This is a genomic window from uncultured Methanospirillum sp., from assembly GCF_963668415.2.
Classification (GTDB): domain Archaea; phylum Halobacteriota; class Methanomicrobia; order Methanomicrobiales; family Methanospirillaceae; genus Methanospirillum.
Window position 1 is genome coordinate 1255230 of sequence record NZ_CAXXDL010000001.1, and the last position, 14424, is coordinate 1269653.

The window sequence follows — 14424 nt, forward strand, 5'->3', positions numbered from 1 at the left end:
ATCTCATACGCCAATATTGTATAACTTATGCCAGCGTTGATCAAGAGAAAATGTAATCCCGATGGCATGCTCTCCGAGGAAGATTTGAAAGATATAGCCGAAGCAAAAGAAGATATTCAGGCGGGTCGTGTCTACACCCCTGAACAAGTACGAAAAGCGCTCGGCCTTTAATGCGATACTCAATAATCTATTCTGATAAGGTTCTGAAGCAACTTCGGAAATTATCAAAATCTCAAGCAACCCGTATCATGAATAAAATTGATACTATTGTGGAAGACCCTCATCATTACCTTGAATCATGTGAAGGGTATCCCTATTATCATCAACGGGTTGGGAATTTCCGGATCATTCACGATTTGAATGATGGTGATCAGGTAATCCAAGTTTTAAAAATTGGGCCTCGTAGTAAGGTCTATGACAGATAGAACATTTCAAAAATAAACCTTTTCTCAAATTTATTGAGATAACCTAACCATATTTCCATCGCACGTACAAAATTTTTCCCCTTTTCCCCAATCCCTCCACCCTCCTCACTCCATTTCTTCCTCTTTTAAAACCCTATATAAACTCACTTCAAATAACTACGTAGCCGCGACCAGAGCGGCAGGGGACAATCGAACAATGGCAGATTTCGTACAGAAGGCAGTAGATGTCTGTTGTCCGCAAACTTACAGTACCGATCGCTGATCTTACAACCTTCAACGCCCTTGTACAGGATATCCTGGACAACAACCCGTGGGGATGTGTCTCGTATGTATCAGCAGGAGTGACTGTCGCAGCGGTTGTGAAGGGGACTGAAAGTTACACCGGGGCAGTCGTCTATGAGGATGCTCAGGCCAAGACCGTTGGAAGAATCTCAGTGAAGGCTCCAACATCAACCGGATTTACCACGAACGTCAGTACCATCGTTGGTACGGCTGCACTTGGGACAGCGATGGGAGGTACTCCATCACATGACCGCCCGAAGGACACCTTCTGTGTGACCCTGAAGTGCCATCACAAGAGCGGGGAGAACTTTTCAGTCACCCTCAAGCGTGATTCGGTTACGGTCAGCAGCTACGAAGCCGACGCCATCCGAACCGGGCTCGAAGCATGGGCCGACACCGTTGCCGTTCTGGCATAGCCAAAATACCCTCTTTTTACGCCATCACCGGAGCGATGGATATGAACAAAGTACTGATTATAGCGGGAGTGATCTTTCTCGCCTTATCATGGCAGTTCTCTCAGGCAAGCGGAATCACCACGTCCATAACAGGGACCGGGGCCTCATTCCTGAACACTGCTGTGGTTGGTGAGGATAGGTCATACAGTAACAGCCTCTTTACCGAGGGAAGATCAGCAGTGGTCCGGGTCATTGACACCAGGACCGGAATCATGTCTGATCTCCTGGTGAAGAGTTCGGGGTCATTCGGTGTTGATGAGTACTAGTATTTGCCAGTGAAGTCGTTTGACACCTAGCAGCCGTGGATGAGTCCGGGGAGGTTGAGGACCCGATGGGATTGATCGCAAGTTCGCTGGATCATCTGAGCGAGTTGGCGGTCCTGACCGGGAGGATATGACCACCGAGTCATATCGGTTTTCCCATATTTAATAAATGCCATGCTTTCTTTATGGTTTGAAGAGCGGATTTCCGGGTATCTGCAGTCATGGGATCAGTCCTGCTTCGGGGATTGATCTGATTCGTTCTTAATTCACCACGTAACCCATTTAAAGTGAGTTGCTTTCATTATCATGGAAAATTTGAGGCTAAAGCATATGATACAAAAAGACCAGATGCACAGGAGGATCCTATCAAAGTTATTTGTATAAATCATGGAATGATCCAGGACTTTCATGGAGCCTAAAATGAGGTTTCAAGGAAAATGACATGAAGCATCCTGTATTGGTTAGTCTCAAATAAAAAATGAAATAAGGCTGCTTAAATTGTATCCCGATTCTACCTGCTTTTTACTCTTCAGGCAAATCTTATGAGCATCAATTCCAGAGCGGAAAACTGCTATTGTATCATTTCCGCCATCTTCATGAGAAATTTATACCACATTATAGTATTTGACATAAGGATTATTGGAAATATTTATTTCAGAGTATACTGAATTGCGGATATATATATTTAAACCCTAACTATGCAAAGACACCATGTGATCAAATGAGGATTACAACTGACCTTGTAAAAACAAGACCTAAAAATAGATTTATGATTATCATTCTGGTGTGTGTCATCGTATGTACGGGCATCACGACCCCGGTTTTCGCAGCGGAAGACTCCATCAACAAATCTGCTATTGTGAATGGACCGGTTACCAATCCTTTCCTGTCATCTCCACTGTATGCCCTCACTCATTTTGACTCGTCACAGAGTGACTCTACACCTTACGGACCTCCCCGAGGTGTGTACAAGATTGACCCGGCAAAAAACCCGATTGTCTATGGTGGTCCCGTAAACATTATGACTCTTGCTTCCACTGACAAGAATTACATGTGGGTTGTCGGCACCAATCACGTAGGTTACGTGGATATAACTGGCAAGAACTGGACTCAAGTGGCATCATATGAAGCACTTGCCGATGCAACAGATAACAAGCTAGCGGCTGTTCCGGATGAGAACTTCCGTACTTTTGGCGAGTCTTCTGCGGTGGGAATGAACGCAACCTCAATGAACAGTTCTTTGATAAGTCTCTTCGGTAAAAATTACGATCTACGCTTTAAAAATGGGTTTTACTCGGTAGTAGATGACAAAAATGTAATTTATTCCGATTTCGCCGGTGATCTCTATGCATTTGCATTGACCGATCCGGACAACCCATCCGCAGGTATAAAGAAACTGTACGAGATAAAAGATGTAATCACAACGCTCCAGGGTGACAATTATCCGAATAGCACAATGTTATTTGGCCTTTCCATGACGTACGACGGCCACCTCATTATCACCTTCACTGATGGTGTAGCAGTTATTGATCGAAATCTCGATCCTGCCTCTGCCTCACTATACCGATTCGGGGACGATGAAATCCTGACTAACTCACCTGCAGTCGATGAAAACAATGGTATCTATGTGGCAAGCGATAAAATCATGCGAAAACTTGCCTGGACCGGCACAAACCTTTCCGGAGAAGAAGCAGATGGTGCATGGTCGAGCCCATACACCTATTCGGAGCAGCCCCCGATTATTAAGGTCGGTATCGGCACAGGATCAACTCCGACGCTCATGGGCTTTGGTGATGACGAGGATAAACTGGTAGTCATAACCGATGGTGCCAAACAAATGAACCTGACTGCATTCTGGCGAGACGAAATCCCCGAGGGATCACAGCGTATCGCGGGCCAGATCCCGGTAACCTGCGGTTTCAAGACCCTTCCCGAGTGGATACAGTCTGAACAGTCCGTCGTAGTCCACGGGCATGGGGCCTTTGTGGTGAATAACATGCCGGTTAATGTGAGCAGTGATCTTCTCGGTCAGAACAAGATCCTTCAGGTCTCGCTCATGGGTCCGGCATATGACACCTCATATGGTGCTGAGCGGTTTGAATGGAATTCATCAAAGAATGCCTGGTCTTCCGTATGGGCACGGCCAGATGTCTCATCGACGAGTATGGTTCCCATTCACAGTCAGTCTGGTAACATGGCCCTTATTAATGGGTACCGGTTACCAGACGGCTGGGAAATACTCGGACTTGACTGGGATACCGGCAAAACTGTCCATCAGACGATCTTCGGAAAAAGTAACTTTGGAAATGGAGCATATGCACTTCTGATGTATCTGGAGAATCAGGATCTGATCTTCAATTCATTCATGGGCCCCATCCGCATCGATTACCATAATGCTTAAAGAATGGTTATCCCATCCCTTTTTTGGAATCTGTTCTAACTGATTTTATTTGTAGCACTTTGAGAGAGACCGAAAATGAAAATATTCATATTGAGGATGTTACAATACTGGACATCACCATTAAACCGGTTTTGGACATATCGTCTGTTCACTGAATATGCAGAACGATTAATGGCCATGAGGTAATGAATCAGTGTTGTTGAGACTTTCTCAACCACGTCGATAAGTAAATGAAAAATACCCGGGCCGAGAGGCCTGGAAATACCAGAGTCCGTACCTACAAATTTAATCTGATTGCTTTTGGTCGATCAATGCAGTCCTTTTTGCAAACTTCCATATTCCTTCGATCTTCACAAACTCATCATGATAAACCCCAGTCTGAACAAAGGTTGGTAATTCATTATCCGGGTATTGCCACATAAGGTTGAGCATGGTAACTCCTTCCACTGTATCTACTGACATCGATTTCAGGATCGTATTGGTCTGATAATGTCTGGTTTGAATCCCCTTTTCGGTTATATTTGCCATCCGCTTCTCCATCGCTTCTTTCAACTGATTGCGGCTCTTCACCTGGAATTCTAACTCAGTACCTTTGTCTGAATATACTTCCCAAATGCAGTCATTTGTAAATAGACTGATAAAGGAATCAAGATCTTTGGAGTCGTAAGTATAAGAGTAGGTGTAGATAAGATCAAGGATTTCCTGACGATCTTCAGGAGATATCTGGATTGACTGATTGCCATTATTATCTTGCAGAGTAGTATTTCCTACGTCCGCCTTATTAATTCCAATATTGTTCTCGCCATAAACATCGCATGAAAAAAGCGTAAGGAATACAAGAAAAAGGAAAAGAAAAGAGAATGTATTGCTTTGGATCATGATAATGAGACTCTTCTTTTTTCCATATAATTGTTGTGAACAGGTTATAATGAACGATATTGGTGAGGAAACCCGGGTAGAATAACAATAATTCGATAATGAACTCTCCCTGTATCTTCACAAACCAACCGAAAATTGTTAGATACCTGACATGGTAGCCTTATCAGGATTTCCCGGGGAGATACCTCAAGGCCTACTGTTTCACAATATCAGGTGCTGCCCAGGTGGTACTGATTTTTTCCATATCTGGTAGATAGACCCGCATAAACAGGTGGAAATCACCCGTTCCGACTGGAAGCCTATTACTCTCGGGCACATTACCAGGAGTTTCTGCCCGGAGAAGGATATCCAGTGAACCATCCGGATTGTACGTAAGATTAGTCCTGTCATTGATACAATACCGGTTTATCTCATTCGCGATCAACAGATTATCACTATCATATACGGTAATTGACCAGAATCCACCGTTTAGAACCGGAGGCAGCATCCCTTTGTCAAAGTGAATTTTATAGCTGTTGTTCCCTGATAACTGCTGATTATTGGAATCCAGATCTGTCTTGGGATAGATGGCCACGTAAGGAGGATTAGCACCAAAACCAACAAATGCAATCAATGCCCGGTAATCGTATTCAGTTCCAAAATCTGCTACCGGATCCCCGAAGTACTTCCACTTCCCAGTTGAGAGCATAAATTTGGCGCATTTTTTGTTTAAGACCGGTACCAGTGAATCAAGCATACTATTCCACTGCCAGGTTGAATCTTTCCCAAGTATCTTTTCATCAAAGGTAAGTCCCGGACCAACATTGAGAGACTTCATTGTTGCTATGACCCGGGCATCAGCGGATGTTGGTGGATTTGTGATCATTAACCGGTTTGCAGTATTAAAAAACTCATCAGGGGACATATTGCGGACATGATCCGGAGGGATGAAGTCATTCTTCTCTATATATGTGCCATTTGGCGGGACATAGGTCTGGTTACTCAGATAATCCTTCAGGGGGACCAGAACCATCTGGCTCTGGATCGTTTCAATATTCGGCAGATCATCAGGACCATTGTCTATGATGCGGACAAGAAGCCATGCAATGTCGGTTGGAACAGAGATCTGTTTCATTCCTTCTGGAATATCACCTTGATAGTCTTTCCCGGTGATCAGACAGATCTGTTCATCAAGGGGATCTTTGGCATCTCCGCCTGACCCGATCACATCAACAGTGTTTGTATATGCATCAAATATCTGGGCTGAACAAAAGCGGTCGGTTTTGGGTTTGACAAAGACCAGGGCTGTCTTATTCAGATCCAGGAATGCTCCTGAGTACATAGTATCGACATTTGGAGATACTACGTCCTTAAAATCAGCGTTCACCATAATATTATTGTAAATAAACTGATTTACCGGAGCTTTAACATTCGTTGGTGTCACCGTGTTCGTGTATCTCTGCACCATGGCATCCATCAGAACGAGTGGATAAGAGTAAACATAAGCATTTTTTACTGTATCCCAGAGAGCCATTTCATTGACATTCGTGCTGTTCTCACCATGTACTCCCCAGGAAAAGAACATGAGTATCAGGAGAAGGATCATAAGAAAAGAGACAGAATTGTTTCGTAACATAGTAAGGCATCTATGTTCTCATCATTATAATTTACGATTGGGTCTTTCAAAAAACCCGAAAATCAGCGATGATAGCCGAACAGTATTGGATGGATAGAATCTTCACTCAACATGACCAGAGGGAAATCCGATAACCGAACACCGAAATTGCCAGTTTACTATTATAACTATCATTAGTGATCAGGAGAAAATTCCCGGGTATTATCTGGATACGGATAACAGGAAGAGAGGATTGAGGTTGTAGTCGCCATTATCTCGGCTTGTATTGCCGGGCAAAATGGTGTTGGGTTACTCATCATGTACCGGCGATATCTACAGTTGGCAGCCGTATCGGTGGTATTTGCCAGTGAAGTCGTCGGACACCCGGCAGCCGTGGGTAAGGTCTGGGAGGTCGAGGACCCGATGGGATTGATCGCAAGTTCGCTGGATTATCTGAGCGGTTTATCGGCTCTGACCGGGAGAGTGTGACTGTCCGGTCTCATATTCCATTTTTTTGATCAAGGTATCATCAACCATGAGAAATGCTTCGCCTGCTGAAAGGGCAGATGCATAATGAAGAGCATCATAGGTTCCCACTCCATTCTGCCATAATGTTTGAGCAAAACTGATGATATCCGGGGTGAGAATGACATGTTCAAGAGCCAGGGACAACAAACCATCTAGACAAATCTTTCAATAGATGAGAAGTCATCTTACTACTATCAGTTGAGGAACCACTCCAGCATATGAAAGCCAGACTTATTCTGATTGTATGTGGCTTTCTCTGCATTTTGCTCTTAATTCTCTCCATGATTCCAGTAAGTCATGAACTTTTAAGTCCAAGTGAAAACCCATACGTAACACTCGTATATGCATCATCAGGGATGATGCCTCAGCTTCTCAATACCAGTCAGGTCGATGCTTTTCTTGTCTGGGAATCTGTAGTCTCAACGAGTGAGTGTGGCAATATAGGAAAAGTAATCGCACGGGACAATGATTTACCACCAGAACATAAATGGGAGTCCACTGCCTGTAATGTTCTTGTCATGAGAAACGAATTTATTGAGGAGAATCCGGAGGTTTCAGCACTCCTCTCTGCAATAACAACAATAGGCATAAACCAGATAGCCAAAGATCCTGCTCATGCCATCAATATCACTGCAGATTGGGTCTATGGCTCAAAACCGATCCTCTCTGCCGGAATGTACCTTAATCCGCATGATGTCGAAGCAACAGCGTTTCGTCATATAACATTTACAGATTCTGCCACAAATCCGGATATTTCAGCGATCGGTCTTCCAATGCAGACTGATAAAAAAGCAGAGCAAAACAATACATCCAGTTTGCCTGAAGCAGTAAATGTTCGTGCAGATCAACTTCTAAACGGTTCTAAACCAAGGATCGACAAACAAACACCCACAATCAGAATTGGATATCTCCCATCTTCGGACCTGTATGCCCCGCTATATGTAGCGATAAAAGAACATGAAGAGATCTGTACCTCGTATGATTTCTGTCTGGCCCCTGAGTCGGATGATTCTGCTCGCCCAAATAATTGCAATCTCATCGTTCATAATCAGATAATAGCAAAGGTCGAGTTATTACCTGGCTCAGTTGGGGGTGGTGTCATGACAGGTATCGGACAAGATGCAATGGATGCAGCATATATCGGAAGTGTCCCGGCCTTACTCCAGATATCAACAGGAAACTCTGCATCGATTATCAAATCTATCAATTCAGGAGGTACAGGACTTGTTGTTGGAAACACAGCATCTTGTACTGACTGGGATTCTTTTATTACCTTAATAAAAAAGCGATCAACTGCTGGAAATCCGGTTATTCTTGCAGTGCCACAAAGTTCTATTCAAGAGGAGATGATGAGGGAAGCACTCAACTATGAAGGTATACAGATTGTTCTGTATGGCCTTCCACCACGATGGAGTATCAATGAAACAGGTACCTAATATTCTCCGTGGATTGGCACTTCCGGTTCTAATCGGACTAACGTGGGAGATACTTTCGATATATGTCGGAAATAGTTTTATTCTTCCCGGCTGGGAACTGATCATTCCCATTCTTATACATCCGATGGAGCCTTTGTTTGGAGGAGCATCACTTCTCGAAAACGGAATTATCAGTCTCCAACGTGTTCTCATCGGGTTTCTTCTGGCTGTTGCAATCGCTGTTCCAATTGGACTTCTGAATGGCTGGTCCAGGCGGTTTGACGAATATTTCAATCCACTAATACAGGTTCTTCGTCCAGTCCCCCCTATTGCGTGGATGCCTCTGGCGATTGCCTGGTTCAAGATCGGGTTTGGCTCACTCATCTTTATCATCTTCATCGGATCTTTTTTCCCTGTTCTGATCAGCACAATCGAAGGAGTTCACAATGTCAGAATTCGATGGCTCGAGGTTGCACAAACCCTTGGGGCTACAACAGGGGAGAAATTCGTCACTGTTGTTATTCCCGGAGCACTCCCTTTTATCTGGACAGGATTCAGGCTTGCATTCGGAGTTGCATGGATGTGCCTGGTTGCTGCCGAAATGCTCCCCGGAACGAGTGCAGGGCTTGGGTACCTTATTATGTATGCCTATAATCTCGGCCAGATACAGGTTATCGTTGCAGGTATGATTGTAATAGGTGTCATCGGAATTGCATCAGATTACCTCTTCAAACTTGGCCAAATCCGATTCTTTGACTGGCAGGGAAAAGAATGAACAACGTCCTTGTGATAGAAAATATCTCAAAGCATTTTTTTGATGATAATAGTGCTTGCAAGGCAATCGAGAATGTTTCTCTGACTCTTCGAAAACATGAGATTGTATGTCTCATGGGTCCATCAGGGTGTGGTAAATCCACGATCCTTAGGATAATTTCCGGGCTTGATACCGCTGATTCAGGGACTGGCAATGGTGAAAATAAAGAACAGAGGCATTCATCAGAACAGGTAAAAACTGCGATGGTGTTCCAGGATCACGGTCTCTTTCCCTGGCTATCAGTGAGAGAAAATATTGCGTATGGACTCCATTTGAAAGTCAGATCTTCTTCTGAAAAGGTCGACGAGGTTGTTTCAAAACTCCTGGTTCTTGTTCGAATGGAGGAGTTTGCAAAGGCCCTTCCTCACCAACTCTCGGGAGGGATGAAACAAAGAGTTGCTGTAGCCCGTGCTCTTGCAGTCAAGCCAGACATTCTTCTGATGGATGAACCGTTCAGTGCTCTTGATCCATTTACACGACGAGAACTTCAGGATGAAGTGCTTCGTATCAGGGATCAATTAGATACTGCATTTCTCATTGTAACCCATAACCCTGAAGAGTCTGCATATCTTGCAGATCGGATTGTTATTCTGACCAGACGACCTGCAACTGTTAGAAAGGAGTTTTCAATTCCAGCCAGCCATCCCCGAAATATGGCACATCCAACATCTATCGAGTTGATCCAGGATATAACCAAAATTATTGCATCTGGATGACGAATCTTACAACCAGGGATGGACCCAGTTTAGAGGTTTTAGATTTTGTTATTCGCTGAAAAACCTAAGATTATCCGATACATTCACATTTCACACACTGGTGCCCCCCGTTACGTACATGTAGATGGACATTTCCCAGACAATAGATACGGAAATAAAGAGACGAGAGGCATTAGGATTCAATTTTACGGATTTCTTAAATTGGTTTTACTTCACTCATGATTATGCTCATGAAACCGATAAAAATACTATTATACCGGAAATAACTGCCGAAAAATGAGATCGTTGGTTAATGAGCAGTAAACATGATGGTGTTGCTATCTGCAGATGAATGCGACTCATCACCATCATAGTGGGCTGCCATTCCGACGGTATACGGATACGAGACCCCCACAGTAAAGGTAAATCTTCCATCAGACCCGGTCTGGGTTGTGGTCAATGGATCTTCTCCAGAATACCCGCTCTCGTCCATGGTAACAGTAGCCCCGCTAATCCCTTTTCCATTCTGATCGGTCAGTCTGCCGGTTACTGTCACCGTATCGCCTACGGCTGGTGTTGTAGTACTTGCACTGATCGAAAGACGGGAGAGCCCGAAGCCGGAGGAAGTACCCGACGCAACCGGGACTATTGTCTGAATCGGGGAGGGTGAAGGTCTGATGATGGTTGAGGTGGGTTTGACCGGAGAGATAACCGGTTCTGATGCAGACTCCTCACTCTCATTTGTGAACCTGATTGCATTGGAGACCACTTCAGAACCTCCGGACCGTGCAGATACCCTGAAGAGATCGAGAGCAGTTTGAGAGGTTGGAACAGCCCAGGCAAAGAGTCCGTTCTCATCAGGTGTTACTTCAGTAATATCAGAATATTCTGAATCAGACTTCCCCTTCCCTGCGATGGTGAGCGTTACCCCCTGCCTGGTACCTGTGATAAAACCGATGACCTGGTTGATCTGTTTATCACCCACCATAACCGAGAATGGGGATATAGTAACCCGTACATTGCCTGAAACCGATGGTGAAGAAACCGTAGAAGATGGAGTACGAGTAACTACCGGCTCTATCGTCAGAGTTGACTCGACATCAGTCAAATATGGAGGAGCATTGCCCCAGCCATAGGGATTATTCGGGTTTGCATATGCAGTGATCGGATAATCAAAGTCATCATCATCATATGCGATAACAGGAGTCACAAACAGAAGCAATACCATTGCAGATACGATTGTGAAAAGGAGTATTTTTTCACGAAATTTAATCATTGTCAAGAACATCCGTTTTTAATGTACGGGGAGAGAGAAAAAGTTGCTGATACCCGCCATGAACATAAAGAGGATCCGATTATCAGGACCTGAACCCGGGGTGCCGGAGCAACTATTCTTGAGGCTCATCCTCACAATGAAGAATGACAGATGAAAGGTTCGCGGCTATTGCAATCGATGATAGAGGACATGTAATCGATATCAAATCGGAAAGCATCCTCTTAATCAGGCTGCGATGATAACCTTTCATATCGAAACCGGTTGTGAAATCTCATGATTACCAATATAATGGCTGACATGATCAGGTACTTTGACGGCGATGTCAGAAGGATCAATCATGCCCTGAAAGTACACTCCTTTGCTCACATCATCTCATCAGAAAGCAACCTGGATGAGCAGAAAAAAGTTATCCTCAGCCTTGCAGCCATACTTCATGATATCGGAATAAAAGAGGCAGAACGAAAGTATAACTCATCTTCAGGAAAACACCAGGAAATTGAAGGACCTCCCATTGCCCGCGAGATCATGTCGCCATATCATCTTGACCCTGATGTTGTCGAAAGGGTCTGTTTCATCATTGGAAATCATCATTCATACGCTGCTATTGATGGGATCGATTTTCAGATTCTCGTTGAAGCTGACTTTCTTGTCAATATTTTCGAGGATTCCATGAGTGTTGAATCCGTTCAGAATATTCATAAGAAGATCTTCAAAACTGAAATGGGGACCCGGTTACTCATGGAGATGTATCCCCACGGGGGGTTATCAGCCTGAAAATTCGGTAATGGCCTAGTTATTAACTGGAGATGATTTTTCATCCGTTGAAGTGATTTGTTTTGATTATTTACATCAACACCTGACAATTGGACGAAAATTTGGAGCTATTCCATCTTCAGTTATACTTTAGGTCAATAACAAAATTTCAATGGGAGGAAAACTTACAATCCAGTTACCACACTGGAAACCGGGATCAGGTGACCCTTGCCATATCAATATACAGAGTCTGGAGATTGACACCAGAACTCCTATCTGAAGGATAAAACCATAAATTTATCCGCCTGGTGAATAAGAATAATCAACTAGGTAATAGTCTCCGTGTTGTCTGGAGCCGATCTCCCTGCCCTTGCACCGGATGGTAATTATGAGCGATAACTCTGAAGAACAGTGGAAGAAGATCATCGGCCTTGGGGCCTCTTCTCATCGAAAGAGTTACTATCCGGAGTTACAGGAGCAGATAATCGAACTCAAGCGAAAAAACGAAGAACTCCAGGCTATGAATGAGGAGCTTCTTGCGACCGAAGAAGAACTTCATCAGAATTATTCCGAACTTCAGCAACGTGAACGCGAACTGATGGAGAACCGTGCACGTTTTCAGGAAGTGCTTGAGAACTCAATCGTCGCTTTTTTTAAAAGAAACTATCAGAAAGATACTTATGAGTATGTGAGTCCTGCAATCACCGGGATTACCGGATATACCCCTGAAGAGACGAAAGAATTCACTGTTGAAGATACCTATGCCAGGATTCATCCAGATGATCTTGTCTCAATAAAGAAGAACCTGCAGGATATCCTTCATAAAGGAGGGGGGAAAGGGGTTGATGAATTCCGGTTCAGGCATAAGGGTGGAAAAGAACTCTGGATAAAGGAGATCTACTGTATCGTGGTGGACCAGGCAGGAGATCTCCTCTACAGCATCGGTAGTATTCAGGATATCACCGAGCACAAGAGTGTCGAACTTATCGCTAAAAAGGCACAGGAGAAACTCGTATACCTGAACAACGTTACGATCCAGGAGTCGTTGAATGCCAACTATGCACTCACCGGCTACTTTGAACTGCTCAAGGAGTTGAACACAGATGACAGCCTTCTCCCATATCTTGATCCAATCCACTCGTTGATCGAAAAGACCGGCGACATACTCCAGTATGCCAAATCCTACCAGGACCTGGGAAGTAAAAACCCGGCCTGGCATAGCCTTTCGATCGTTATGCTCAATGCCATCTCACATCTCGATCTCTCCTATCTCTCACGTGAGATGAAACTGGATGAACTTGAGTGCTATGCTGATCCACTGCTTGAATACGCTTTTTTTACCATTCTGGAAAACGTAGTTCTCCACAGTAGAAAGGCAACACACCTTTCATTGAGATACAGAGAGAATGATGACTCCCTTTCCCTGATAATCGAAGACAACGGAGTAGGGATTCCGGCTGAAGTGAAAGACCAAATCTTTGAGAAGAGTTATGCACGGGAGAGAGGGATGGGCCTGTTTCTGGTCAGAGAGATCCTCTCACTGACTGAAATAAGCATTACAGAGAATGGAACCCCGGGGAATGGAGCACGGTTCGAGATCAGAATCCCTTCATCAGGGTACCGGTTTACCAGTTCTGACTGATAAGAATACCTTTATCATTTCATATCCAATGAGGCAGTACGGAGGAGAAGATGGCAATCGATCCGATCTGTAAGATGACAGTGGACGAAAAAACTGCGAAGTTCACAAGTGAGTATAAGGGAAAGAAATATTATTTCTGTGCCCCGGGGTGCAAAAAGACATTTGATGCTGACCCTGAAAAGTACGCATCGTAAATTTTTCTGCACAACCGGCTTGAGATTATAAGCCATTCACACTCTTCTTATCCGGGTTTAGCAGAGAAGGGGTTCCCCTCCTCTTATATCAGCCTGATTGCAAAAAAAGGGATTATATCTTCCAGTAGAAGAGGCTCGCTATCAGAGAGAGAATCCCATATACAATGAAGAAGATGCCCAGCACCATGGTCAGGAGGGCTGTCCCCGTACCCGGGCTGACAAACAGATAAATACCGATAAGAAAACTGATCACTCCGACAAATCCGGAGAAGATACGGTGTTTCTCCCACTGAATTGAGACAGCATACGCGATGGTGAGCAGACCGTTGATCACCAGCCACAGAGCAATCAGATACCCGACAGCAACGGTTGCAATATAAGGGGAAATGACAGCAAGAAGCCCGATCACGATACTGATCAGACCTGACCCGAACAGGATCATCTTTGACGGTCCACTCTCTGCAGAGAGTGCAACACCTGCAGTCAAAATTCCGACAAGCAGGAAGATGATACCAATAACGAGAACCAGAAAGTCAAAGACCATTCCCGGTGCTGTAATGGCAACGATACCAAACAACAGGGCAACGATGCTCATGAACACTGCTAGAATTCTATCGGTTTCCATGTTGAGGAGAATAGTGAGCGGTGAGGGATAAAGGTTTCTTAACGATACAGGCTCTGACTTCGTCCCATGGCAACCTGGTTTCTGAATTTCGCATCAGTCTGACCTTTTGCATGAAAAAGTCCTTTTCATCGGTCCTACCTGGGGCCCCAACGGGCATCGTTGGGGTTTTGAAAGGATGATAAC

17 protein-coding genes are annotated in these 14424 nt (G+C 44.4%); 12 read left to right on the forward strand and 5 right to left on the reverse strand.

Features of this window, described 5'->3' with window-relative positions:
* Window positions 1-27: 27 nt before the first annotated feature.
* The 5 genes from ACHZA2_RS05740 to ACHZA2_RS05760 all read left to right on the forward strand — a co-directional run bounded on the left by ACHZA2_RS05740 (window position 28) and on the right by ACHZA2_RS05760 (window position 3826).
* Window positions 28-171: a hypothetical protein gene (locus ACHZA2_RS05740; RefSeq protein ID WP_319578901.1), complete on the forward strand. Its 144-nt coding sequence runs from the start codon at window positions 28-30 to the stop codon at window positions 169-171.
* A complete protein-coding gene (locus tag ACHZA2_RS05745; protein WP_394698500.1) occupies window positions 171-425 on the forward strand; it encodes a type II toxin-antitoxin system RelE/ParE family toxin in 255 nt (84 codons plus the stop codon). The genes ACHZA2_RS05740 and ACHZA2_RS05745 overlap by 1 nt, the downstream gene beginning before the upstream one ends.
* Before the next feature lie 224 nt (window positions 426-649).
* Window positions 650-1123 (forward strand): hypothetical protein, encoded by a 474-nt coding sequence (locus ACHZA2_RS05750; protein ID WP_319578902.1) that lies wholly within the window; start codon window positions 650-652, stop codon window positions 1121-1123.
* A 41-nt stretch (window positions 1124-1164) separates the two neighbouring features.
* Window positions 1165-1428, forward strand: coding sequence for a hypothetical protein (locus tag ACHZA2_RS05755; protein ID WP_319578903.1), 264 nt, complete (start codon window positions 1165-1167; stop codon window positions 1426-1428).
* Between the two features lie 718 nt (window positions 1429-2146).
* A complete protein-coding gene (locus ACHZA2_RS05760; protein WP_319578904.1) occupies window positions 2147-3826 on the forward strand; it encodes a hypothetical protein in 1680 nt (559 codons plus the stop codon).
* Between the two features lie 285 nt (window positions 3827-4111).
* Here the strand turns inward: ACHZA2_RS05760 and ACHZA2_RS05765 are convergent, their stop codons facing one another.
* Entirely contained in the window at window positions 4112-4705 is a 594-nt protein-coding gene (locus tag ACHZA2_RS05765; RefSeq protein WP_319578905.1) for a nuclear transport factor 2 family protein, read from the reverse strand.
* A gap of 193 nt (window positions 4706-4898) precedes the next feature.
* The gene (locus ACHZA2_RS05770) at window positions 4899-6320 is read right to left on the reverse strand and encodes a DUF1254 domain-containing protein (RefSeq protein ID WP_319578906.1); all 1422 of its coding nucleotides are present in this window, start codon (window positions 6318-6320) and stop codon (window positions 4899-4901) included.
* Window positions 6321-6617: 297 nt separating this feature from the next.
* Between ACHZA2_RS05770 and ACHZA2_RS05775 the strand changes: the two genes are divergently transcribed.
* Entirely contained in the window at window positions 6618-6788 is a 171-nt protein-coding gene (locus ACHZA2_RS05775) for a hypothetical protein (protein ID WP_319578907.1), read from the forward strand.
* Here the strand turns inward: ACHZA2_RS05775 and ACHZA2_RS05780 are convergent.
* Window positions 6762-6974 carry a hypothetical protein gene (locus ACHZA2_RS05780; RefSeq protein ID WP_319578908.1) on the reverse strand — a complete coding sequence of 71 codons (213 nt, stop codon included), beginning with the start codon at window positions 6972-6974 and terminating at the stop codon, window positions 6762-6764. The genes ACHZA2_RS05775 and ACHZA2_RS05780 overlap by 27 nt on opposite strands.
* A 134-nt stretch (window positions 6975-7108) precedes the next feature.
* Between ACHZA2_RS05780 and ACHZA2_RS05785 the strand changes: the two genes are divergently transcribed.
* From ACHZA2_RS05785 to ACHZA2_RS05795, 3 genes are read left to right on the forward strand one after another with little or no spacing between them, the layout of a single operon-like run.
* Window positions 7109-8263 (forward strand): hypothetical protein, encoded by a 1155-nt coding sequence (locus tag ACHZA2_RS05785; RefSeq protein WP_319578909.1) that lies wholly within the window; start codon window positions 7109-7111, stop codon window positions 8261-8263.
* The gene (locus ACHZA2_RS05790; protein WP_319578910.1) at window positions 8247-9017 is read left to right on the forward strand and encodes an ABC transporter permease; all 771 of its coding nucleotides are present in this window, start codon (window positions 8247-8249) and stop codon (window positions 9015-9017) included. Before ACHZA2_RS05785 ends, ACHZA2_RS05790 begins: the two co-directional genes overlap by 17 nt.
* Window positions 9014-9772 (forward strand): ABC transporter ATP-binding protein, encoded by a 759-nt coding sequence (locus ACHZA2_RS05795; protein ID WP_319578911.1) that lies wholly within the window; start codon window positions 9014-9016, stop codon window positions 9770-9772. Before ACHZA2_RS05790 ends, ACHZA2_RS05795 begins: the two co-directional genes overlap by 4 nt.
* A gap of 289 nt (window positions 9773-10061) precedes the next feature.
* On the opposite strand, the gene ACHZA2_RS05800 is transcribed toward ACHZA2_RS05795, so the two are convergent.
* Window positions 10062-11027, reverse strand: coding sequence for a hypothetical protein (locus ACHZA2_RS05800; RefSeq protein WP_394698501.1), 966 nt, complete (start codon window positions 11025-11027; stop codon window positions 10062-10064).
* A gap of 273 nt (window positions 11028-11300) precedes the next feature.
* Between ACHZA2_RS05800 and ACHZA2_RS05805 the strand changes: the two genes are divergently transcribed.
* The 3 genes from ACHZA2_RS05805 to ACHZA2_RS05815 all read left to right on the forward strand — a co-directional run bounded on the left by ACHZA2_RS05805 (window position 11301) and on the right by ACHZA2_RS05815 (window position 13616).
* On the forward strand, window positions 11301-11801 hold the full coding sequence (locus ACHZA2_RS05805; RefSeq protein WP_319578913.1) for an HD domain-containing protein: 501 nt from the start codon (window positions 11301-11303) through the stop codon (window positions 11799-11801).
* Between the two features lie 367 nt (window positions 11802-12168).
* On the forward strand, window positions 12169-13422 hold the full coding sequence (locus tag ACHZA2_RS05810; RefSeq protein ID WP_319578914.1) for a PAS domain-containing protein: 1254 nt from the start codon (window positions 12169-12171) through the stop codon (window positions 13420-13422).
* A gap of 50 nt (window positions 13423-13472) precedes the next feature.
* Complete coding sequence (locus ACHZA2_RS05815; RefSeq protein ID WP_319578915.1) at window positions 13473-13616, forward strand: YHS domain-containing protein; 144 nt, start codon at window positions 13473-13475, stop codon at window positions 13614-13616.
* A 112-nt stretch (window positions 13617-13728) separates the two neighbouring features.
* On the opposite strand, the gene ACHZA2_RS05820 is transcribed toward ACHZA2_RS05815, so the two are convergent.
* Complete coding sequence (locus ACHZA2_RS05820; RefSeq protein WP_319578916.1) at window positions 13729-14241, reverse strand: DUF308 domain-containing protein; 513 nt, start codon at window positions 14239-14241, stop codon at window positions 13729-13731.
* Window positions 14242-14424 lie beyond the last annotated feature (183 nt).

Coding starts and splice junctions, on each gene's coding strand:
- ACHZA2_RS05770 (WP_319578906.1), bottom strand. CDS start 6,320: ATGTTACGAAACAATTCTGTCTCTTTTCTTATGATCCTTCTCCTGATA.
- ACHZA2_RS05785 (WP_319578909.1), top strand. CDS start 7,109: ATGATTCCAGTAAGTCATGAACTTTTAAGTCCAAGTGAAAACCCATAC.
- ACHZA2_RS05745 (WP_394698500.1), top strand. CDS start 171: ATGCGATACTCAATAATCTATTCTGATAAGGTTCTGAAGCAACTTCGG.
- ACHZA2_RS05790 (WP_319578910.1), top strand. CDS start 8,247: ATGAAACAGGTACCTAATATTCTCCGTGGATTGGCACTTCCGGTTCTA.
- ACHZA2_RS05750 (WP_319578902.1), top strand. CDS start 650: ATGTCTGTTGTCCGCAAACTTACAGTACCGATCGCTGATCTTACAACC.
- ACHZA2_RS05815 (WP_319578915.1), top strand. CDS start 13,473: ATGGCAATCGATCCGATCTGTAAGATGACAGTGGACGAAAAAACTGCG.
- ACHZA2_RS05800 (WP_394698501.1), bottom strand. CDS start 11,027: ATGATTAAATTTCGTGAAAAAATACTCCTTTTCACAATCGTATCTGCA.
- ACHZA2_RS05820 (WP_319578916.1), bottom strand. CDS start 14,241: ATGGAAACCGATAGAATTCTAGCAGTGTTCATGAGCATCGTTGCCCTG.
- ACHZA2_RS05755 (WP_319578903.1), top strand. CDS start 1,165: ATGAACAAAGTACTGATTATAGCGGGAGTGATCTTTCTCGCCTTATCA.
- ACHZA2_RS05810 (WP_319578914.1), top strand. CDS start 12,169: ATGAGCGATAACTCTGAAGAACAGTGGAAGAAGATCATCGGCCTTGGG.
- ACHZA2_RS05775 (WP_319578907.1), top strand. CDS start 6,618: ATGTACCGGCGATATCTACAGTTGGCAGCCGTATCGGTGGTATTTGCC.
- ACHZA2_RS05740 (WP_319578901.1), top strand. CDS start 28: ATGCCAGCGTTGATCAAGAGAAAATGTAATCCCGATGGCATGCTCTCC.
- ACHZA2_RS05760 (WP_319578904.1), top strand. CDS start 2,147: ATGAGGATTACAACTGACCTTGTAAAAACAAGACCTAAAAATAGATTT.
- ACHZA2_RS05805 (WP_319578913.1), top strand. CDS start 11,301: ATGATTACCAATATAATGGCTGACATGATCAGGTACTTTGACGGCGAT.
- ACHZA2_RS05795 (WP_319578911.1), top strand. CDS start 9,014: ATGAACAACGTCCTTGTGATAGAAAATATCTCAAAGCATTTTTTTGAT.
- ACHZA2_RS05765 (WP_319578905.1), bottom strand. CDS start 4,705: ATGATCCAAAGCAATACATTCTCTTTTCTTTTCCTTTTTCTTGTATTC.